The organism is Nocardia sp. NPDC003693 (assembly GCF_053981095.1).
The window spans coordinates 16,029-36,429 of record NZ_JBSFNO010000043.1; the positions used below are offsets into that span (position 1 = coordinate 16,029).

Annotated in this window: 19 protein-coding genes and 1 pseudogene; 13 read left to right on the forward strand and 7 right to left on the reverse strand. The window is 70.2% G+C overall.

The genetic code is table 11. The annotated features are described in order from the left end of the window. Positions 1-83 precede the first annotated feature (83 nt). Positions 84-1,157 carry a magnesium/cobalt transporter CorA gene (gene corA / locus ACWDOP_RS32720; protein WP_456348172.1) on the forward strand — a complete coding sequence of 358 codons (1,074 nt, stop codon included), beginning with the start codon at positions 84-86 and terminating at the stop codon, positions 1,155-1,157. 30 nt (positions 1,158-1,187) lie between these two features. Here the strand turns inward: corA and ACWDOP_RS32725 are convergent, their stop codons facing one another. From ACWDOP_RS32725 to ACWDOP_RS32735, 3 genes are read right to left on the reverse strand one after another with little or no spacing between them, the layout of a single operon-like run. Continuing rightward, entirely contained in the window at positions 1,188-1,763 is a 576-nt protein-coding gene (locus ACWDOP_RS32725) for a suppressor of fused domain protein (RefSeq protein WP_454202813.1), read from the reverse strand. A gap of 3 nt (positions 1,764-1,766) precedes the next feature. Next, complete coding sequence (locus ACWDOP_RS32730) at positions 1,767-2,249, reverse strand: general stress protein (RefSeq protein ID WP_454202812.1); 483 nt, start codon at positions 2,247-2,249, stop codon at positions 1,767-1,769. A 51-nt stretch (positions 2,250-2,300) separates the two neighbouring features. Then, on the reverse strand, positions 2,301-3,236 hold the full coding sequence (locus ACWDOP_RS32735) for an HpcH/HpaI aldolase/citrate lyase family protein (protein ID WP_456348140.1): 936 nt from the start codon (positions 3,234-3,236) through the stop codon (positions 2,301-2,303). An 81-nt stretch (positions 3,237-3,317) separates the two neighbouring features. Between ACWDOP_RS32735 and ACWDOP_RS32740 the strand changes: the two genes are divergently transcribed. From ACWDOP_RS32740 to ACWDOP_RS32785, 10 genes and pseudogenes are all read left to right on the forward strand, one after another. Next, positions 3,318-4,640 (forward strand): magnesium transporter MgtE N-terminal domain-containing protein, encoded by a 1,323-nt coding sequence (locus tag ACWDOP_RS32740; RefSeq protein WP_456348141.1) that lies wholly within the window; start codon positions 3,318-3,320, stop codon positions 4,638-4,640. Further along, on the forward strand, positions 4,637-5,224 hold the full coding sequence (locus tag ACWDOP_RS32745) for a DUF1003 domain-containing protein (protein WP_454202809.1): 588 nt from the start codon (positions 4,637-4,639) through the stop codon (positions 5,222-5,224). Before ACWDOP_RS32740 ends, ACWDOP_RS32745 begins: the two co-directional genes overlap by 4 nt. 156 nt (positions 5,225-5,380) lie before the next feature. Further along, positions 5,381-6,745 carry a lytic transglycosylase domain-containing protein gene (locus ACWDOP_RS32750; RefSeq protein ID WP_456348142.1) on the forward strand — a complete coding sequence of 455 codons (1,365 nt, stop codon included), beginning with the start codon at positions 5,381-5,383 and terminating at the stop codon, positions 6,743-6,745. A 178-nt stretch (positions 6,746-6,923) separates the two neighbouring features. Then, on the forward strand, positions 6,924-7,793 hold the full coding sequence (locus ACWDOP_RS32755; RefSeq protein WP_456348143.1) for a lytic transglycosylase domain-containing protein: 870 nt from the start codon (positions 6,924-6,926) through the stop codon (positions 7,791-7,793). A gap of 274 nt (positions 7,794-8,067) precedes the next feature. Continuing rightward, positions 8,068-9,270: a glycosyltransferase family 87 protein gene (locus tag ACWDOP_RS32760; RefSeq protein WP_456348144.1), complete on the forward strand. Its 1,203-nt coding sequence runs from the start codon at positions 8,068-8,070 to the stop codon at positions 9,268-9,270. Positions 9,271-9,355: 85 nt separating this feature from the next. Beyond that, the gene (locus tag ACWDOP_RS32765) at positions 9,356-10,492 is read left to right on the forward strand and encodes an Mrp/NBP35 family ATP-binding protein (RefSeq protein ID WP_456348145.1); all 1,137 of its coding nucleotides are present in this window, start codon (positions 9,356-9,358) and stop codon (positions 10,490-10,492) included. 125 nt (positions 10,493-10,617) lie between these two features. Further along, positions 10,618-10,905: pseudogene (locus ACWDOP_RS32770) on the forward strand (DivIVA domain-containing protein); the annotation flags it as partial. A 284-nt stretch (positions 10,906-11,189) separates the two neighbouring features. Beyond that, a complete protein-coding gene (locus ACWDOP_RS32775; protein WP_456348146.1) occupies positions 11,190-11,765 on the forward strand; it encodes a DNA-3-methyladenine glycosylase I in 576 nt (191 codons plus the stop codon). A 165-nt stretch (positions 11,766-11,930) separates the two neighbouring features. Beyond that, the gene (locus ACWDOP_RS32780) at positions 11,931-12,098 is read left to right on the forward strand and encodes a DUF3117 domain-containing protein (protein WP_006554284.1); all 168 of its coding nucleotides are present in this window, start codon (positions 11,931-11,933) and stop codon (positions 12,096-12,098) included. 21 nt (positions 12,099-12,119) lie between these two features. Continuing rightward, positions 12,120-13,238 (forward strand): putative RNA methyltransferase, encoded by a 1,119-nt coding sequence (locus tag ACWDOP_RS32785; RefSeq protein WP_456348147.1) that lies wholly within the window; start codon positions 12,120-12,122, stop codon positions 13,236-13,238. A 20-nt stretch (positions 13,239-13,258) separates the two neighbouring features. On the opposite strand, the gene glgA is transcribed toward ACWDOP_RS32785, so the two are convergent. Then, positions 13,259-14,428, reverse strand: coding sequence for a glycogen synthase (glgA, locus tag ACWDOP_RS32790; protein WP_456348173.1), 1,170 nt, complete (start codon positions 14,426-14,428; stop codon positions 13,259-13,261). A 340-nt stretch (positions 14,429-14,768) separates the two neighbouring features. On the opposite strand from glgA, the gene glgC reads away from it, so the two are divergent. Next, entirely contained in the window at positions 14,769-15,983 is a 1,215-nt protein-coding gene (gene glgC / locus ACWDOP_RS32795) for a glucose-1-phosphate adenylyltransferase (protein ID WP_454202802.1), read from the forward strand. A gap of 113 nt (positions 15,984-16,096) precedes the next feature. Next, positions 16,097-17,293, forward strand: a complete 1,197-nt coding sequence (locus tag ACWDOP_RS32800; RefSeq protein WP_454202801.1) for a DUF7373 family lipoprotein — start codon at positions 16,097-16,099, stop codon at positions 17,291-17,293. Between the two features lie 31 nt (positions 17,294-17,324). On the opposite strand, the gene ACWDOP_RS32805 is transcribed toward ACWDOP_RS32800, so the two are convergent. The 3 genes from ACWDOP_RS32805 to ACWDOP_RS32815 form a co-directional block, all read right to left on the reverse strand. Continuing rightward, on the reverse strand, positions 17,325-17,873 hold the full coding sequence (locus tag ACWDOP_RS32805; protein ID WP_456348148.1) for a hypothetical protein: 549 nt from the start codon (positions 17,871-17,873) through the stop codon (positions 17,325-17,327). A gap of 76 nt (positions 17,874-17,949) precedes the next feature. Beyond that, entirely contained in the window at positions 17,950-18,141 is a 192-nt protein-coding gene (locus tag ACWDOP_RS32810; RefSeq protein WP_454202799.1) for a hypothetical protein, read from the reverse strand. A 497-nt stretch (positions 18,142-18,638) separates the two neighbouring features. Then, positions 18,639-20,309, reverse strand: a complete 1,671-nt coding sequence (locus tag ACWDOP_RS32815; RefSeq protein ID WP_456348149.1) for an ABC transporter permease — start codon at positions 20,307-20,309, stop codon at positions 18,639-18,641. Positions 20,310-20,401 lie beyond the last annotated feature (92 nt).

Here is a 20,401-nt window from a genome sequence, read left to right on the forward strand (position 1 = left end):
GTAACGATCGGACGTGGCCCGCGCACGCCGCACGCGGGTGCCCCGGCGGCGGGCCCGGTGACAACTAGACTTCGACCGTGTCGATTCCGCCGCTGCCGTCCCTGCACCGATCGAACCGGCCGGAGGACCACCCACCGACATCGACCGGCCGCGAGGACGGGGCGAACGTGGTCGTCGACTGCGCGGTCTACGTGGACGGGCGGCGGCTGCTGGATCAGTGCACCTACGAACAGGCGCTGGCGGAGGTGCGCGACCGCGGCGAGGGCTTCGTCTGGCTGGGCCTGCTGGAGCCGAGCCACACCCTCATGCTCGACGTGGCACAGGCGTTCGGCCTGCATCAGCTCGCGGTCGAGGACGCGGTGCACGCCCACCAGCGCCCCAAACTCGAACGCTACGACGACATTCTGGTGCTGGTGCTGCGGACCGTGCAGTACCACGTGCACGAGCTGAACACGGTCAGCGAGATCGTCGACACCGGCCAGATCATGATCTTCACCGGGCCCGACTTCGTGATCACCGTGCGCGACGGCGACCACACCGGATTGGCCGGTGTCCGTAAGCAATTGGAGGCCGATCCGCAGCAGTTGGGACTCGGTCCCGGCGCGGTGCTGCACGGGGTGGCCGATCACGTCGTCGACTCGTACGTGGAGGTGACCGCGTCGATCGAGGAGGACGTCGACGCCATGGAGGAGGCGGTGTTCACCCCGGCGAGCCGCATCGTCATCGAGGCGATCTATCAGCTCAAGCGCGAGGTGGTGGAACTGCGGCGCGCGGTCAAACCGCTGGCGCTCCCGCTGCAACTGCTCACGCACGACCCGAAACTGCCGCTGCCGGTGGAGATTCGGCGCTACATGCGGGACGTGCTCGACCATCACACCGCGGCCGCGGAACAGATCACCGACTTCAACGAATCGCTCAGCGCGCTCATCAACGCCGCGCTGGCCAAGGTGAGCGTGCAGCAGAACACCGACATGCGCAAGATCTCCGCGTACGCGGCCATGGCGGCCGTGCCGACCATGATCGCGGGCGTGTACGGCATGAATTTCGATCACATGCCGGAACTGAAGTGGACCTACGGCTATCCGCTGATCATCGGGCTCATGGTGCTGGTCTGCGCCGTGCTGTACAAGACGTTCCACCGCAACGACTGGCTCTGATCCGCGGGATCGGCCCGGGCTCGGTCCGGGCTACAGGCTGGCCGAACCCCGATCCGGGTCCCGCACATCGATTTTCGCCTCGGTCCAGGCCTCGCGCAGCGCCGCCGCGCCCCGGATCCGCACCCAGGCGGCCTCGGTCGCGGTGATGGGCGTCGCGGTCAGGAACCGCACCGGGTCCGCGGGGTCGGGCAGCGGCACGTCCGGGATCTCGCTCTCGCCCAGCAGCACCGCGGTGAAAATGGCGCCGCCCCACAGCGGTTCACCGAAGTCCAGCAGCGCGTCCGGCTGCAGCACGATGCCCTCCACCGACGGCGAGGCCACCAGCACCGCCAGCGCCCGGGTCAGCCCGGAGCCGGCGCCGACGTTGCCGAGCAGGGTCAGCGCCAGTTCCGCGCGCGGACCGCGCACCGGATCGGCCAGGGCCGCACTCGGATCGGTCATCGGATGGCGGGAACCGCCGAGGGTCACGTAGTGCACCAGATCCGCGTCCGGGATCCGCAGGATGTCGATGGGCTCGAGACCCAGGAAGGTCACCGAGGCCGCGTCCGCGGTCTGCACGCCGAAATGCCCGAGCACGCCTGCCCGGACCGTGTCGATCACGTCCATCGGCTACAGCGCCAGCCTGGCGAGCATGTCGCGCGCCTGCTCGGCGGCCTTCGGGTCGCACAGCACGTCGTACCGCCCGGCCACCAGCTGCATGCTGGAGGCGAAGTCGCGCTGCCCGCGGCTGGCCGCGTACGGGATCGTCGTGGAGATCACGCCGAAGATGATGCCGCCGATCAGGCCGATGATGATCGCGCCGCCGCTGTTGAACAGGCTCAGCAGCAGGCCGACGAACAGGCCCAGCCAGGCGCCGGACACCACGCCGGTGCCGATGACCTTGCCCCAGGTGAGGCGGTACAGCACCCGCTCGACCTGCATGAGGTCGACACCCACGATGGTCACGTTCTCCACCGGGAACTGGTTGTCGGCCAGGTAGTCGACCGCCCGCTGTGCCTCGGCGTAGGTCGGGTACGACGCGACCGGCCAGCCCGACGGAGGCGTCGGCAGGCCCGGTCGGTTCCGGTTCGAGTTCCCCAGGGGATTCGTCATATCTCCATCATGCTATTCGTCCGGGTCACCCGGGGTATCGCAGCGCCGGTTTCACACCGCGGACGTGCTGCGCATCATTCCGGCCGCACGTCCTTTCTCGGCGATGACCTGGGCCATCTTGGCGCTGGCCTCGTCGATCATCTCGTCACCCAGCATGACGGCGCCGCGCGCACCGCCCGCGGCGGAGGTGTGGAAGGCGTAGGCGTCCAGAATCTCCTCGGCGCGGTCGTAATCGGCCTGGCGCGGACTGAAGATCTCGTTGCACGCCGCGATCTGGTCCGGGTGCAGCACCCATTTGCCGTCGAAACCGAGCGCCGCGGTGCGCGCGGCGTTGCGCCGGAAGCCCTCGATGTCGCGAACGGCCAGGTACGGGCCGTCGATGGCTTGCAATCCGTGGGCGCGGGCCGCGAGCAGGATGGTCATATAGATGTGGTGGTAGGCGTCGCCGGGGGTGTAGCCCTCGGGCTGTTCGCCGACCACGAGGGTGCGCATATTGATGGAGGCCATGAAATCGGCGGGGCCGAACACCAGCGTCCGCACCCGGGGACTCGCCGTGGCGATCTCGTCGATGTTGCGCAGCCCGAGCGCGTTCTCGATCTGCGGTTCGATGCCGATGCGGCCCACGGGCAGCCCGCCGGCCTTCTCGAGCTGGGTCAGCAGCAGGTCCAGCGCCCGGACCTGGCCGCCGTCGGTGACCTTGGGCAGCAGGATGGCGTCGAGGTTCGCGCCCGCGCCCTCGACCACGGCGATGACGTCGGCGTAGGTGTGCTGGGTGGTCCAATCGTTCACGCGCACAACGCGAATCTGGCCGTTCCAGTCCTCGGCGTTCAGCGCGGCGACGATGTTCGCCCGGGACTGCGCCTTGGCCGCCGGGGCCACCGCGTCCTCCAGATCGAGGAAGATCTCGTCCGCCGCCAGGCCCTTGGCCTTGTCGATCATGCGGGGGTTGCTGCCGGGCACGGCGAGCACCGAACGGCGCGCTGTCATGGGTCACTCCTTGTCCAGTGGCGAAAGGCACGCTCGTGGCGTGACATTTCGGGCGGCCCCCACGCACTAGCCTTGGCTCTCATGGCAGCGACCAAAGTTTTCGCCGCTCGGCTCGCGGGCTTGGTGGTGCTGGGACCGGACGGGGAGTCTATCGGTCGCATTCGCGACATCGTGCTCTCGATCCGGTACGACCGGCAGCAACCGCGCGTGCTCGGCATCCTCGTCGAACTGCCCACCCGGAAGCGGATTTTCGTCCCGATGCTGCGCGTGCAGGCCGTCGACCCCGGGTCGGTCACGCTGACCACCGGAAACATCTCGGTCCGGCGTTTCGAGTTGCGCCCGGGCGAGGTGCTCGCCATCGCGCAGCTGCTCGACTCCACGGTGCGCGTCGCCGATCCGGAACTGCCGCAGCTGGCCGACGTCGAGGTCGTGGTGGTCGACCTGGGCGTCGAGCAGTCCCGGACCCGGGACTGGGTGGTGACGCGGGTCGCGGTGCGCGAACGCCGCCGGCTCGGCATCGGGTTCGGGCGGCGTGGCGCGGTGCACGTGGTGGATTGGGCGCAGGTGCGCGGACTCACTCAGACAGAGCTGAATCTGCCCGGGCAGGACGTCACCCAGCTGCTCGAGCAATTCGAGGGCATGCGCCCGGCAGACGTGGCGCATCTGCTGCGTGAGCTGCCGCGCAAGCGCCGGATCGAAGTCGCCTCGGCATTCGACGACGAACGCCTCGCGGACGTGGTGCAGGAACTGCCCGAGACAGATCAGGTGGAGGTGCTCGAACAGCTCGGCGTCGAGCGCGCGGCCGACCTGCTCGAGGCCATGGACCCCGACGACGCGGCGGACCTGCTCGGCGAGCTGCCCGTGAACGAAGCCGAATCGCTTCTGGCACTGATGGATCCGGAGGATTCCGAACCGGTCCGCCGACTCCTCGAGCACGCGCCTTACACCGCGGGCGGCCTGATGACCCCCGAACCGGTGGTGATCACCCCGTCCACCACGGTCGCCGAGGCGCTGGCCCGTATCCGCGATCCCGAGCTCACCCCGGCGCTGGCCAGCATGGCCTTCGTCGTGCGCCCGCCGACGGCGACGCCCACCGGTAGATATATGGGGTGCGTGCACTTTCAGCAACTCCTGCGCGAACCACCGGCGAACCTCGTCGGCGGCATCCTGGACGCGGATCTGGTGCAATTGCGCGCCGACGCGCCGCTCACAGCCGTGACCAGGTATTTCGCAACGTATAACCTGGTGTGCGGGCCGGTCGTGGACGCGGAGAACCATCTACTCGGCGCGGTGACCGTCGACGACGTCCTCGATCACCTGCTTCCCGAGGACTGGCGCGAGCAGGACGACAATCACGACGTGCACGGCATGCCGCTGATCGACGGCACCGGAGGGCGGGCATGACCGATCGAATGGACAAACTGAGCGCTCGCGAGCGCCTCGGTACCCCGGTCGAGAGCAGATTCCGCGGATTCGACTGGGACGCAGAGGCTTTGGCGCGCTCCAGCGAGCGGGTCGCCCGGTTCCTGGGCACCGGCCGCTACCTGGTGATCCAGAGCGCGATCGTCATCATCTGGATTCTGCTCAACGTCTTCGCCGTTCGGCTGCGCTGGGATCCGTACCCGTTCATCCTGTTGAATCTGGCGTTCTCCACCCAGGCCGCCTACGCCGCGCCGCTGATCCTGCTGGCGCAGAACCGGCAGGACAATCGTGACCGGGTGGCCCTGGAAGAGGACCGGACGCGGGCAGCCCAGACAAAAGCCGACACCGAGTTCCTGGCCCGCGAACTGGCCGCCCTGCGCCTGGCGGTCGGCGAGGTCGCGACCCGCGATTACGTCCGCCGCGAACTCGACGATGTGAAGGAAGCCCTGCTCAGGCTGGAGAAACTGGCGACCGACGGCGAGGCGGTACCCGAGCGCAAAACCAAGAAGGGTACCGATCGAAAGAGGCCTGGGGTCGCAAATTTGGCGCAGAAAGATGGCGACTGACCGCAGAAGGAGTACACAACAAGCTTACGGATGGGTAACCTGGATCACGTTGTTCCGAGCGACCGACCCAGACACCACCGCACTGCGGCTGTCATCACAGGGCTTCGGCCGCACGACCGAGGGGATTGTGTGGTGGCGAAGAGAATATCTGCACCGGTGACAGCGTCTGCCCTGCTGATCGCGGGCCTGGTCACCGCCGGTTCGGCCACCAATGTCACGACGCATCCCCAGGCGGCCCCGCAGGCCGCCCCGGAAGCGTTGCTGGCAGCGGCGGCCAGCGACAGCGCACCCGCCGGCGCCGAACCCGCGTCCGATCAGCTCGTCGGCCTGGTCCCGGCCGCACCCGAGGCCCCGCGCAGACTCAGCGCCATGACCCCGCCCGCCGACGGCTCCCGCCTCGGCAACGTGCCACTGCAGAACATCGCCCTGCCCGGCGGCACCGGCGCGCTCGGCATTCCGGAGATCGTGCTCGCGGCCTACCGCAACGCGGAACTGGCCATGGAATCCTCCACGCCGGGCTGCGGATTGCCCTGGAATCTGCTGGCCGGTATCGGCCGCATCGAATCCGGGCACGCCGGCAGCGGCCGCACCGACGCCGCCGGCACCACGGTGCAGCCCATCTACGGCCCGGCCCTGGACGGCACGCTGCCGGGCAACGAGGTCATCAAGGCCGCGGACGGCGGTTACGTGCGGGCGCTGGGCCCCATGCAGTTCCTGCCGGGCACCTGGTCGCTGTACGCGGCCGACGGCAACGGCGACGGCGTCTCCGATCCGCACAACGTCTTCGACGCCGCGCTGGCCGCGGGCAAGTACCTGTGCTCGGGCGGGCTGGACCTGCGCGACGCGCAGCAGCAGCTCAAAGCCGTACTGCGCTACAACAATTCGATGTCCTACGCGGCGAGCGTGCTGAGCTGGTCGAACGCGTACAAGACCGGCGGCGCGCCCGCGCCGGTGGAGATCTCCTCGACGCTGGTTCCGCCGGGCTCGCTGCAGAGCGCGCCGGACATGTCGCTGGCCTCCTCGACGCTGCCGACCACGACGGCCGAGGAGAAGCCGGTCGGCACCACGCAGGCGCCCGCGACCCAGGTGATGATCACCATCCCGGGGCTGCCGCCGATTCCGTGCGGGATCTTCTGCCCCGCCGCGCCCGCCGCCCCGGCGCCGGAAAACTGCGTGCAGGCCGAGGTTCCGGTGCAGCCGGACGCGCTGCCGGTCGACGCCAAGCCCGAGGACGGCGCACAGCCCGGACAGGCGAACGTGACCTACGGGCCGGACGGCCGCGCGCTGCCGCCGGAACAGGCCACCGTCTCGTGCCAGGCCGCCACCGAGGAGAAGCCGCAGGAGCAGGGTCAGCAACCGGTCGCCCCGCAGGCGCAGGCGCCGGAGAAGACCCCCGAGCCCGGCGTCGCCGAGCCCGCCGAGGTGCCCGCCGCACCGGTCGAGCCGGCGCCCGCCGCGCCCGGCATCACCCTCCCGTTCGGCATCACGATTCCGCTGCCGGCGCCCGCGCCCGCGCCGTAATTTTCCCGGCCGTGCGGGGCGGGACGCGCCGCACGGCCCGGAAAACCGGTTTTCTACCGGCTGATCTGCGCAAAAATTTCAGATGGTCACGGAGTAGTAACGAAAAGGTCTCGAATGCGGTAGTGTGGCGTCCACCACCCCCGGTCTCTTCCCGACGGTAATGGAGGGTCACCACACTGTGGGACGTCATCGCAAGCCCCCGGTCCCGACGATGCGGCGCGGATCGGTTCTGGCATTCACCGGCCTCCTGCCCGCCGGAATCGCAACGGTCACCGGCGCGGCCGACGGATCGATCACCGACAAGATCACCTCGACCATCCAGCAACAGAAGCTGACGGTCGCCGGGGGTCAGGAGCTATCGAGACCCGAGGCGGCCCTGCCGGCCGCGGCCGAACAGCCTCTGCATCGCGAGGCCAAACAGCTTCTCCCCCCGCCACCTCCGATCGTGAAGACGGTGGCCCAGCCCGACGGGCGTGTCCCCGCCGCCCTCCCCGCCGGCCCGCTCGGCATTCCCGGCATCTCCGTGAACGCGTATCAGAACGCGGAACGTCTACTGGCGGCGGACAACCCGGTGTGCGGCATGCCGTGGCAGATGCTCGCCGGCATCGGCCGCGTGGAGTCGGTGCACTCGTTCGGCGGCAAGGTCGACGCGAACGGCAACAACCTCGACCCGGTGTACGGCCCCGTCCTGGACGGCAGCCTCGCGGGCAACAACGTCATCCACGACTCGGACAACGGTGTGCTGGACGGGATTTCCGGCTACGACCGCGCCGTGGGCTCGATGCAGTTCCTGCCCGAGACCTGGACGCGCTACGCGGCCGACGGCAACGGCGACGGAATCTCCGATCCGCAGAACATCTTCGACGCCACCCTGACCGCGGGCAAATACCTCTGCGCGGGCGGCCTGAACATGCGCGACGCCGCCCAGCAGACCCGCGCGATCCTGCGCTACAACAACTCCATGGCCTACGTGGCGAACGTGATGGCCTGGGAAACGGCCTACGCCTCCGGCGTAGCCCCCCAGCCCGCCCAACTCCCCCGCATCTGACCCGGAGCGGCCCAGCAACCCACCGGCCCACCCGGGGCCGGTGGCGATGGCCTGAGCGACCGTGCGGCACCCGGGCCGGCCCGCAAAGCCGCCCCACTCCCCCGCAGGACCGGACGGCCCACTCGGCCCGGCGCGACGGTCCCGACGACGGGGCGTGCTCGGTCGCGGTGAATCCACCCACCGCCCTTGCGTATACAGCCCGAGCCAGGTCGATCCGGCACAACATTCGTGGCGATTCGGCGGGAACCGGTCGGTAGCTATAACGTCGGGAGCCGTGTTGCGGGGAGTTGCGCGGAACGATCGCGCGGGTGTTGCCGGGTGGGTGGCGGTCCTGCCGCTCGTGGTCGTCGCGGTGGGGGTCACGGTCCTGCGGGTGGCCGACCTCGGGGGGATGGTCGGGCCGCTGTGGTCGGCGGACATGGGTGGGGTGCACGTCGACTTCGACACCTTCTGGCACTCGGCCGTCGCGCTCGTGCACGGGAACGACATCTACGACACCCCGGCCGAATTGCGCAATCTCAACCCGCCGCTCGTCTCGCTGCTGCTCGCGCCGTTCGCCGCGCTGGACGCCGTCACGGCCCACCGGGTCTTCATCGTGGTGATGCTGCTCGTGGTCCTCGGCGCGGTGCTCGCGGTGTGCCGGGAACTGCGACTGCGGGCCGCGGTCACGGCGGCGGTCGTCGCGGCCGTCCTCGCCTCGGCGCCGCTGTACGGGACGCTGCTGCTCGGCCAGGTCTATCCGATGCTGCTGGCCGGACTCGTCGCCGGATGGATCGCACAGCGCCGGGGACGACCGGTGCTCGCGGCCGTCCTGTACGGCGTCACCGTGGCGCTCAAACCCTCGCTGGCGCCGCTGCTGCTGCTCGCCGCCGTGCATCGGGCGTGGGCGCCCTTCCGTGCCGGGATCGCGGCCGCGGCGATCGCGTCGCTCGTCGGCGTGCTCGCCGCCGGACCGTCCAGCGCAGCGGGCTGGCTGCGAATCGCGTTCTCCGAGCCGGTGTCCGGCTGGGTGGACAACGCCTCGCTGCCGGGCCTCGCCGTGCGGTTCGGCCTGCCCGCCGGTGTCGGCACCGCCCTGGGACTCGCCGTGCTGACCGGCACGCTGTGGTGGTGCGGGCGGCATCGCGCCGACCCGGGCGGCGTGGCGCCGTGGGCGGTGCTGGCCGCCGGTCTGCTGTTCTCCCCGATCGCGTGGCACAACTACCTGATGCTGCTGTGGCCCGGTCTGCTCATGTTGATCGTGCTGGGTCGCGGCGTGATCACCACCGCGGCGCTCGCGCTGTCGGCGATCCCGCTGTCGCTGAACACGGAGATGCCGCCGCGCGGCATCACCTCGGCGCTGTCGCAGTCGCTCTACTGCGCGATCCTCGTGGGGTACTGGGCCGTTCTGCTGCGCGGCGCGACGCGCCCCACCCCGGGCGCTCCCGAGTCGCCCGGCCACCCTGCCCCCGCCGAAGTGGCGGCGGCGGCCCGCTGAGAACGTGCACCGGGCGCCGCCGGAACCGGCCCCGTTCCGAGCCCTGACCGTTCGTGCCGCCGCTCGTCCTCCTATTGTTGGACGCATGCCAGTGGTAACGGAATCGGATGTGCGGGGCGCGCTCGCGAAGGTGAACGACCCGGAGATCCGGAAACCGATCACCGAGCTGGGCATGGTGAAGAGCGTCGTGGTCGGCGACGACGGCAGTGTCCAGGTCGTGGTCTATCTGACGACATCGGCCTGCCCGATGAAGGGCGCCATCACCGAACGCGTCACCAAAGCCGTCAACGACGTGCCGGGTGTCGGGACGATCGACGTGACCCTCGACGTCATGAACGACGAGCAGCGCACCGAACTGCGCAAGAAGCTGCGCGGCGACAATGCCGAACCGGTCATCCCGTTCGCCCAGCCCGGATCGCTGACCCGCGTGTACGCGGTCGCCTCCGGTAAGGGCGGCGTCGGAAAGTCCAGCGTCACGGTCAATCTCGCGGCCGCCATGGCCGCCAAGGGCCTGTCCGTCGGCGTGCTCGACGCCGACATCTACGGCCACTCGGTGCCGCGCATGCTCGGCACCGACCAGCGCCCGACGCAGGTCGAGCGCATGATCATGCCGCCCATCGCGCACGACGTGAAGCTCATCTCGATCTCCATGTTCACCCAGGGCAACACCCCCGTGGTGTGGCGCGGCCCGATGCTGCACCGCGCGCTGCAGCAGTTCCTGGCCGACGTGTTCTGGGGCGATCTGGACATCCTGCTGCTGGATCTGCCACCGGGCACCGGCGACGTGGCCATCTCGCTGGCCCAGCTGATCCCCAACGCCGAGATCCTGGTCGTGACCACCCCGCAGCTCGCCGCGGCGGAGGTCGCCGAGCGCGCCGGATCCATCGCGCTGCAGACCCGCCAGCGCATCGCGGGCGTCATCGAGAACATGTCGTGGCTGGATCTGCCCGACGGCTCGCGCATGGAGCTCTACGGTTCGGGCGGCGGGCAGACCGTGGCCGAGAACCTCACCCGCGCGGTGGGCGCGAACGTGCCGCTGCTGGGCCAGATCCCGATCGAGCAGGAGCTGCGCGAGGCCGGCGACGAGGGCACCCCGATCGTGCTGCGCGCCCCCGAGAGCGCCTCGGGCAAGGCCCTGCTCGAGATCGCCGACAAGCTGGCCGTGCGCCGCCGCGGCCTGGCGGGCATGTCGCTGAACATCGACACCACGCGCCACCTGTAGGCACGGCGCACGGCCGAGACCCTTCGGGCCCGGCGCGAAATCGGTCCTCGCACTGAGAGTTCGACGACCGATTTCCGCCGGGCCTAACTATTTCCGCGTCGGCCCGTCCCCCTAAGCTCGGACACATGCTCACGCTGCTGCTGTACGTGCTGATCGTCGGTCTGGTCGCCGCGCTGCTGTTCCTGGTCGCCAGTGCGGTCTTCGGACGCTCCGAGGAACTGGGCCCGCTGCCGGAGGGGACGACGGTGACGGTGCTCCCGGCGGAGAACATCGGCGGCAGCGACGTGCGCGCGCTGCGCTTCCAGCAGGTGCTGCGCGGCTACAAGGCGGGCGAGGTGGACTGGGCGCTGACCCGGCTGGCCGCCCGCATCGACGATCTGGAATGGCAGCTCGCCCAGGCGCGCGGCGCCCAGGACGAGCGCTCCGAGGTGATGGTCGGGGCCGAGGCCGCGAACACCGGATCCGTCGCGCTCGGCAAGACCACCGACACGCCCGGCCCGCGCCGAATATCTTCCGATTCGGCCGCCTCGGACGGTTCCGGCGCCACGCCGGAAACCGCCGCCGCGCCGCCGCTTCCCACCGATCCCCCGGTACGCGCCGCCGAGTCGGGCAACCCGTTGCCCGAAGTGTTGCCGGCCGAGCCCGCGGCCGCCGAACCCGGCGACGAGCCGGGCGCCGATGGCACCCCGGGCCGCCGATGACCGCCGCGTCCCCGGCCACGGACGGCCGGATTCGGTGCGGCTGGTCCGAGTCCTCCGAGCTCTACCGGGACTATCACGACACCGAATGGGGCCGCCCCCTGCACGGCGACGACGCGTTGTTCGAACGCGTCTGCCTCGAGGCGTTTCAATCGGGCCTCGCGTGGATCACGATTCTGCGCAAGCGCCCGGCCTTCCGCGCGGCCTTCGACGGGTTCGTCATGGAACGGGTCGCCGCGTTCGGCCCGGCGGATGTGGAACGCCTCATGACGGACCCCGGCATAGTTCGCAATCGGGCCAAAATCGATGCGAGTATCCACAATGCCCGGGTCGCTCTGGAGCTCCCGGATGGCCTCGAAAAGCTGCTCTGGAGCTTCGCTCCGGACCCGCGACCGCGGCCCGCGACCCTCGCCGATGTGCCCGCCATCACTCCCGAATCCGCTGCTCTCGCAAAAGAACTGAAGCGCCGTGGGTTCAAGTTCGTGGGTCCCACTACTGCGTACGCACTCATGCAGGCGACCGGGATGGTAGACGATCACATCGCCGATTGCTGGGTGAATCCGGCGACTCCCTGAACGCCACGTCGGTCGGTTTTTGGAACTCAGGTACCCGCCCCGATCCGCGATAGGGAAGAATGGGCTTGGTGCGGCCCGCCACATACCGGCGGGCTGCCTGGTTGGTAACAACTGGAGTTCCATGAAAGTGCGCAGTAATCCGCGCAGATCTGGAGGGAGCAGAGGATGGCGGCCATGAAGCCCCGCACCGGGGACGGTCCCCTCGAGGCAACCAAGGAAGGGCGTGGAATCGTGATGCGGGTTCCACTCGAGGGTGGCGGGCGTTTGGTCGTCGAGCTCACGCCGGAGGAAGCTGCGGCACTGGGTGACGAACTCAAGAGTGTCACCAGCTAGTAGCCAGACCTACCTGTGCCGGTGAGCCACAGCCCCCGGGCGGACCGGCTCACCGGCATATCGGTGTCTGCCGGCCCACCACCCCTCGGCTCGGTCGATCCCCTGATCGCCTGCGCCGATCTACTGTCCTGTCCGGAATGCGGCCGGGACCTCGCGCCGCACGCGCGCGCCCTGCGCTGCGCCACCGGCCACACCTTCGACATCGCCCGCCAGGGCTACGTCAGCCTGCTCACCGGCGCCTCCACGAAAATGTCCGGCGACACGCCCGACATGCTCGATGCAAGAGCCACTTTTCAGGCCGCCGGTCATTTCGCACCCATCGCCGCGGCCCTGGCCGACGCTCTCGCCGGTGGCCCGCTCCCGGCCCCCGAGCCCAACGCTGCCGATCGCCCGCTCCGCCCGGGCGCGACGCTCACCGGCTCGTCCGCGACCCGCCTCGCCTCGACCCTGCTGAGCGAAGCCGCACGTGCTCATAGGACCCCGCGAGCCGACGCGATCCCCCCGGCCGCCCCACACGTTTCCGCGGTTCCCGGCATGGTCTCCGGACCGGGCTCACCGACCACCGGCGGGCCCGCGGTACTGGAGATCGGCGCGGGCACCGGCTACTACACGTCCGCCGTCCTCGATGCCCTGCCCGAACTACGCGGCATCGCCCTCGACGTGGCCAAGCCCGCCGCCCGCCGCGCCGCCCGCGCCCACCCCCGCGCGGCCGCGATCCTGGCCGACGCCTGGCGCGGCCTCCCCGTCCGCGACCACTCCCTCGCCGCGGTCCTGTCGGTCTTCGCCCCCCGCAACGCCGACGAGGTGGCCCGAATCCTCGCCCCCGGCGGCCGCTTCCTCGTCGTGACGCCCACCCCCCGCCACCTGACCGAGCTGATCGAGCCCCTCGACATGGTCCGCGTGGACGCGACCAAACAGGACCGCCTGGCCGAATCCCTGGACGCCCGTTTCGAACTCCTCGACCGCACCGCCGTGGAGTACACGATGTCCCTGTCCCACCCCGACATCGCCGCGGTGGTCGCGATGGGCCCCTCGGCCTTCCACGCGGCCGACCATCGCCCCGCCCGCGTCGCCGCCCTCCCGAACCCCCTGCCCGTCACGGCGTCGGTCACGATCGCGGCCTATCGCCCCCGCACCTGACGAAGCGCGACCCGGCGCCTTCAGTTCTTGCGAACCAGGTCGTAGACCTTCGCGGTGCGGGCGGCTATCTGATTCCAGTCGAACTCGGCGATCGCGCGGGCGCGGCCGGCCGCGCCCATCGCGGCGGCGGCGGACTGGTCGGCGGCCACCACGTTGACCGCGTGGGCCAGGGCCCGCTCGTACAGGTCGGGGCGGGTCTCGTCGTAGTGGACGAGGCGGCCGGTCTCGCCCTCGACCACCACCTCGGGAATCCCGCCGACGTCGGAGGCCACGACGGCGGTGCCGCAGGCCATGGCCTCGAGGTTCACGATGCCCAGGGGCTCGTAGACCGAGGGGCAGATGAAAACCGTTGCGGCGGCCAGGACCTGGCGGACCAGCTCGGTGGGGAGCATCTCGCGGACCCAGTACACCCCGTCGCGGGTCGCGCCGAGTTCGCGCACCGCGGCGCGCACCTCCGACTCCATGGCGGGGGTGTCGGCGGCCCCGGCCAGCAGCACCAGCTGGATGTCGGGGTCCAGGTATCGGGCCGCGGCCAGCAGGTGCGGGACGCCCTTCTGCCGCGTGATGCGCCCGACGAACGCCGCGACCGGGCGGTCCCGCCGCACGCCGAGTTCGCCGAGAATGTCGCGCACCTCGGGCGCGGGTCCGCCCGGATGCCACACGCTCGCGTCGATACCGTTGTGCACCACATGGACTTTCGCCGGATCGATGTCCGGGTACGCGGCCAGCACATCGGTGCGCATGCCCGCGCTCACCGCGATCACGGCGTCGGCGTAGGTCATGGCGTTGTGCTCGGACCAGGACGAGAGCCGGTAGCCGCCGCCGAGTTGTTCGGCCTTCCAGGGCCGGCGCGGTTCCAGCGAATGCGCGGTCAGCACATGCGGAATCGCGTACAGCTCGGCCGCGAGGTGCCCGGCCAGCCCGGTGTACCAGGTGTGCGAGTGCACGACGTCCGAGCCTTCGGCGGCGTCGGCCATCCGCAGTTGCGCGGACATCATCTGCAGCGCCGAGTTGGCGGCGTAGAGCGTCGGATCGGGCTGGTGCACCACGGCATCGAGCCGCGGCACGCCCATGCAGTGCACCGAGACGTCGCACAGTTCCCGCAGCCGCGGCACCAGTTCGGTGACGTGCACCCCCGCCCCGCCGTACACCTCGGGCGGGTACTCGCGGGTCATCATGGCGACACGCAGGTCATGAACACCGCGCCCGGGAACGCCGTGTTCGCGGCCGCCATCCGCGCCAGAACTCACCGGTCCAACCTAGTCTCTCGTCCAACCCGCGACCAACCACCCGTCCTCGCAAGTTCGCACCCCCGGATGCGATCGAGCCGCCCTGCCCCCGCACCGGCGCGCCGCCGTCCCACCCGCATCGATGTCCGCGACCGGTCGTCCCGGCACCGGCCCGGCCGTTCGCCGCCACGTCCGAGCCCAAGCATCCGTCAGGCGACGACGAATCGAACAACCGGGTTCTCCCGGTTTCGAACTCGCGCCGCCGCAGGCCCGGCCACCGAAGACAGGTAACTTGGCGAGTGTGAGGAGCCAGCCGCACGTACTCGGGATCGTGCTCGCCGGTGGCGAGGGCAAGCGACTCTTTCCGCTCACCAAGGACCGTGCCAAGCCCGCCGTGCCGTTCGGCGGCGCGTACCGCCTCATCGACTTCGTGCTCTCGAACATGGTGAACGCCGGGTATCTGCGGATCTGCGTACTCACGCAGTACAAGTCGCATTCCCTGGATCGGCACATCTCCCAGACCTGGCGGCTCTCCGGCTTCGGCGGGGAGTACATCACCCCGGTGCCCGCGCAACAGCGGCTGGGCCCGCGCTGGTACACCGGCAGTGCCGACGCGATCATGCAGTCGCTCAATCTCATTTACGACGAGGACCCGGAGTACATCGTCGTCTTCGGCGCCGATCACGTGTACCGCATGGACCCCGAGCAGATGGTGACCGCGCACATCGAGGCCGGCGCGGGCGTGACGGTGGCGGGCATCCGGGTGCCGCGCAGCACCGCGAGCGCGTTCGGCTGCATAGATTCCGACGAGTCCGGCCGCATCGTGAACTTCCTGGAGAAGCCCGCGCATCCGCCGGGCACCCCGGACGATCCGAACGTCACCTTCGCCTCGATGGGCAACTACGTCTTCACCACCAAGGTCCTGGTCGACGCGATCCGCGCGGACGCGGACGACAACGACTCGGACCACGACATGGGCGGGGACATCATTCCGGGCCTGGTGCGCGCGGGCCAGGCCGCGGTGTACGACTTCGGCAGCAACATCGTGCCCGGCTCGACCGATCGCAGTCGCGGCTACTGGCGCGACGTGGGAACCCTGGACGCCTTCTATGAGGCGCACATGGATCTGGTGTCGGTGGACCCGGTCTTCGATCTCTACAACCGGCACTGGCCCATCCGCGGCGCGGCCGAGAACCTGCCGCCCGCCAAGTTCGGGCGCGGCGGCCTGGCGCAGGAGTCGATCGTCGGCGCGGGCAGCATCCTGTCGGCGGCGACCGTGCGCAATTCGGTGCTGTTCTCCAATGTCCGGGTCGAGGACGGCGCGACGGTGGAGGGCAGCGTGATCATGCCGGGAGTCCGGATCGGGCGCGGCGCGGTGGTGCGGCACGCCATTCTGGACAAGAACGTGGTGGTCTCGGAGGGCGAGATCATCGGGGTCGACCGGGACCGCGACCGCGAGCGTTTCGCGGTCAGCAAGGGCGGTGTGGTGACCGTCGGCAAAGGCATCTGGGTGTGATGACACCCCGGCCGCCCGGGTGATCCGGCGGATAACGGTGGACGCGGCCGCCCCGGTTGACGAAAATCATGGGGTGGAGCGCCGCCGCGAGGCCGCGCGGGAGGGACCGGACCATGAGCCGCGCACTTCGGATCGTCACCGCCTTCGCCTGCACCGCGCTGCTCGCAGCGACGGCGGCGTGCGCGGTCGAGGGCACACCCACACCCGCCGAGCTCGATGTCCGCACGCTCGACACGGGCTCGTATCCGGTGGATCGCTATACGTACGGCCGGGATTCGAGCGGTAAGGGCCCGGTGCTGGAGGGCATGCGGATGGCCGATGCCGTGGTGCCCGCGATCAAGGTCGATTCCAGTCTGCGGGTCGGGCGCGGCGGCATCGTGCTCACCTCGGTCGATGACGTGGTGACGGTGAGTCACCTGTCGTCCTCGGCGCGGCCGGTACTGCAGAACCGCGGTTTCATCGCCGGATTCGCCACCAGCAGTTCGGATCTGCCCGATCCCGCCGGTTCCAACGCGCCGGATCCCAAGAGCACCACGGTCACGATCCGGCTGCTGCGGTTCCCGAGCGGAGACAGCGCGAAACTGGCCGCGCGCGAGCTCTCGGACGCGGACTTCAACGTCGCCCTCGACCAGAACCGCAAACTCACCCTGCCGGACTATCCCGACGCCATGTCGCACTGGCGGCCCGGCGTCGCCAACATCGGTATGACCATGCCGCGCAAGGAATTCGTCATCTCGGTGTTCATCTCCCGCCCGAGCGCCGATCAGGCCGATCTACTGTCCTGGCTGAAGAAGACGCTGGACGCGGAGGTGCCCGCGGTGGACGCATTCGCCGCCACGCCCGCCGACCAGATCGACACGCTGCCGGTCGATCCGGAGCGGCTGCTGGCGCGCGTGCTGACCACCGATCGCGACGGCCGCAGCCCGGATCCGGACACGTTCGCGGTCTTCGGTCCCGCCATGCTCGTTCATCCGGCCGGGGATCAGGCGCTGCGGTCCCGGCTGGTCGCCGACACCGGTATGGACGCCATGGCGGGTGTCGACGACAACTATCTGTTCCGCACCCGCGATTCCAAGTCGGGCGCGGATCTGGTGGCCGGGCTGATCAGCAGTCTGGGCGAGTCGGGGTCGACCGGGCCGGGCCCGGAGAACGTGCCGGACACCAAGTGCGTGCATCGCAAGTCCGGCACGGCGGCGTTCCGGTGCTACGTGATCTACAAGCGGTACGTGGGCGTGGTGAACGCGCAGACGGCGGACGAGGTGCACCGCATGGCGGCGGCGCAGTACGCGCTGCTGGCGAACAGCCTGTAGCGCCGCGGATTCGGCGGATTCCCTCGCCTGATCAGAAGCGCAGGGTATCCGCGTCGAGCGCCCGCCAGGCGGCGGGACGCCCGGGCTCCGGGGCACGCGGCACGACGGGCTCGGTCTCCGCGCACTGCGCGCAGTCGGAATCCGCTGCCGCCCTCGACTTGTCGCCGCCTTTGCCGCGAACCGCGGCGTGCCGGTGACAGAGCACCGCGCCGCCGGTCCCGGTGGCCGCCCGCCCGGTACGACCGAGCCCGTGCTCGCCCCGGCCGGTGGAGGCTCCCGCGTGCGTGGCCGACGCCGGACTGTCGTCGCGGAAGCGGTAGTCCCGGAAACCGAACGGCTGCAGCAGCGCTCGCAGGAACTCGGCCCCGTCCTCCGGCAGCACCCGGCGATCCTCGCCCGGAACGTCCACGCCCTGGTGGTACCAGACCCGCGCCACCAGCCCCTCGATCGGATCCACCGCCCGGAAGGTGGCGCGCCCGTCGGCGGCCAGCCGGAACTCGGCGATCCGCCGCCACTGCCCGGACACGCGGAGGTACAACCCCACCACGGCCGGAACCCGTTGCCCCATGAGAAACCTCATTCGTCGAACCTGTTCATGGAGTAGCCCCGGCCGAGGCGCGGTAACCCTTTCCGCGATCCACCGCCCCCGGCGGGCGTCAGCGCGTGTAGCAGAAGGGCTCACAGGGCCCCGGCGTCGCCGGCACCACGTGTGACATGTCGTCGAAGCGCGCCCCGCTGACCAGCAGCAACACCACCAGTGCCGCAAACAGGATCAGCCCGAACAAGATCAGCGCGGGCCACAGCCATCCGGACGGCAGATGCGCGCCGAGTATCAGTCCCTCGTACATCCCCCACCTCCTAATCGGTTCCCCTTTCATCTACCACCATTTCGCCGAACTAATCCACCCCCGCCCCCTGCCCGCCCACTGCCCGATCCGCCGCCACTCCCTGTGCGCCGCCCGCGAACGACACTGTGCCGTCACGACTTCGACCGCCTCCTCGCACGACAGGTGGTGGGCGCGGCCGTTCTGAGAAGCGCGGTGTGTGTTGAGATCCGGGCCACTCTCGGGTATCCGCCTCGACAGATCTGCATCCGGATACCGCACCCACCGGTCATGCCAGCGGTCAGCGTCACTCGCGCGTACCAGGACGAGTAGGCCTGTAGGCCCTCCATCCGTCACACATGTGGAATGGGCACGCTGCCGGGATAAACTCGGCCACAACGTCTTAGGCGGATCCGGATACATGAGAGGCACCGTGGGCGAAGCGCCGGATCACCCCGATACGGCGATGCGCACCCGGCCGGGGCCGAGTGCGCATCGAGCGGAACCGTGACCGGCGCGGGTCAGCGCAGGTCGCGGCGGCGGAAGGCGAGCAGGCCCACCGTGATCAGCACCGCCACGACCGCCAGCAGGATCAGGACCGGGGCGAGAGTGAAAGGCGCGCCGGGGACCTTCGGGAGGTGCTCGAAGGGTTCCAGGTCCCGGAGCCATTGGGGGGCACCGGAAATCGCGCCGAGCAGGAAGACCGCGACGGCGGCGGTCAGCACGCCCCAGGCGACGGGGGTCCAGCGCGGGGCCAGGCCGAACAGGGCCACGGTGATCGCGGCGAAGATCCAGACGGCGGGCAGCTGGATCAGGGCCGCGGCCAGGACGCCGGGGAGTTTCGCGCCGATGTCACCGGCCGCGCGACCGTAGACCAGGCCGCCGAGCAGCCCGGCCACCAGCAGCGCGACCGCGGGGCCGCCGAGCGCGAACAGCAGATGCGATGCGGCCCAGCGGGTTCGGGACACCGCGCCGGTCAGCAGGGTCTCGGTGTGCTGGCTGCTCTCCTCGCTGTGCAGGCGCAGCGCCGCCGAGATCGAGTACGCCGCGGCCGCCACGCCGATCATGGTGAAGGCGTAGGTGATCATCGAATTCTCCAGCGAGTCCGAACCGCCCATGCGGGTGATCAGGTCGCGAATCGCCTGGCTGCTGCCCAGTTCGTCGCCGATGCCGTGCACCACGCTGCCGATGATCAGCCCGTACAGGCCGAGTCCTGCGGTCCAGGCCACGAGCGTGCCGCGCTGCAGCCGCCAGGCCAGTCCGAACGGACCGCTCAGGCCGGGGCCGGCCGCGGCCGCGCCGGGCCGTTCGGCGATCAGTCCCGCACCCAGATCCCGGTGCCGCAGTAGCTGATACGCGATCCCGGTCAGGATCAGCACGGCGGCCACGTGCAGCCCGAGCACCGCGAAGTGGTCGCCGGCGAACGGCCGCACCTGCAGCGACCAGCCCTGCGGGGCGAGCCAGGTGAGCGGCCCGGCGGGCCCGTCCCCGGCCTGCGCGTCCCCGATGCCGCGCAGGGTGAAGGTCGCACCGAGAATGCCGAGGGCGATCCCGCGCGCGAGTCGCGCACCGGTGGTCAGCTGCGCGCAGACCGCGGCCACCGCCGCGAAGACCGCGCCCGAACCGGCCAGCGCCAGCCCGAAGGCCAGCGATCCGGCCAGGTCGCCGTCGGTGCCGCGCAGGTCGCTGCCCGCCAGGCTCGCGAACCCGATGAGCCCGGTCGCCAGCGCTCCGCCGTAGGCGATCACGAGCGTCGCGGTGAGCCCGGCGAACCGCCCGACCCTGGTCGCGGCGACCAGTTCCCCGCGCCCGGTCTCCTCCTCCGCGCGGGTGTGCCGGATGACGGTGAGGATCGTGGCGATGGCGATGAGGCTGTAGAACATCCCCGCCTTCCACACCCCGACCGCACCCAGGCTCGTGTTGTAAATCGGCCCGTACATGGCCAATTGGGCGGGACTGGCGAGAATGGAGTCCGCGAATCCGGCGCGATCCTGCTCGCTCGGATACACCGAGGAGATGCTGTCGATGTACACGCTGCCCAGCGGCAGCGACAGCAGCAGCACCCACAGCGGCAGCACGACCCGGTCCCGGCGCAGGTACAGCCGCAGCAGCTGCCCGGTTCCGGTGAATTTACCTGCGCGAGAAGCGGTTTCGGCCCGATGATGGCCGGGATGGGTTATCGCGGCGGTCATTTCGCCACCCGCTTTCCACTCCGAGCGATGGCCGCGCGGGAATCGGCAGCACCGCGCACCGCGACCGCTGCCCGGCAAGTACGCACCGCGGC

Excerpts from the sequence above, each read along its gene's own strand:
- ACWDOP_RS32730 (WP_454202812.1), bottom strand. The coding sequence starts at position 2,249 with ATGACGAATCCCCTGGGGAACTCGAACCGGAACCGACCGGGCCTGCCG.
- ACWDOP_RS32740 (WP_456348141.1), top strand. The coding sequence starts at position 3,318 with ATGGCAGCGACCAAAGTTTTCGCCGCTCGGCTCGCGGGCTTGGTGGTG.
- ACWDOP_RS32775 (WP_456348146.1), top strand. The coding sequence starts at position 11,190 with ATGACCGCCGCGTCCCCGGCCACGGACGGCCGGATTCGGTGCGGCTGG.
- ACWDOP_RS32810 (WP_454202799.1), bottom strand. The coding sequence starts at position 18,141 with ATGTACGAGGGACTGATACTCGGCGCGCATCTGCCGTCCGGATGGCTG.
- ACWDOP_RS32765 (WP_456348145.1), top strand. The coding sequence starts at position 9,356 with ATGCCAGTGGTAACGGAATCGGATGTGCGGGGCGCGCTCGCGAAGGTG.
- ACWDOP_RS32805 (WP_456348148.1), bottom strand. The coding sequence starts at position 17,873 with ATGAGGTTTCTCATGGGGCAACGGGTTCCGGCCGTGGTGGGGTTGTAC.
- ACWDOP_RS32735 (WP_456348140.1), bottom strand. The coding sequence starts at position 3,236 with ATGACAGCGCGCCGTTCGGTGCTCGCCGTGCCCGGCAGCAACCCCCGC.
- ACWDOP_RS32815 (WP_456348149.1), bottom strand. The coding sequence starts at position 20,309 with ATGACCGCCGCGATAACCCATCCCGGCCATCATCGGGCCGAAACCGCT.
- ACWDOP_RS32745 (WP_454202809.1), top strand. The coding sequence starts at position 4,637 with ATGACCGATCGAATGGACAAACTGAGCGCTCGCGAGCGCCTCGGTACC.
- ACWDOP_RS32725 (WP_454202813.1), bottom strand. The coding sequence starts at position 1,763 with ATGGACGTGATCGACACGGTCCGGGCAGGCGTGCTCGGGCATTTCGGC.
- ACWDOP_RS32780 (WP_006554284.1), top strand. The coding sequence starts at position 11,931 with ATGGCGGCCATGAAGCCCCGCACCGGGGACGGTCCCCTCGAGGCAACC.
- ACWDOP_RS32800 (WP_454202801.1), top strand. The coding sequence starts at position 16,097 with ATGAGCCGCGCACTTCGGATCGTCACCGCCTTCGCCTGCACCGCGCTG.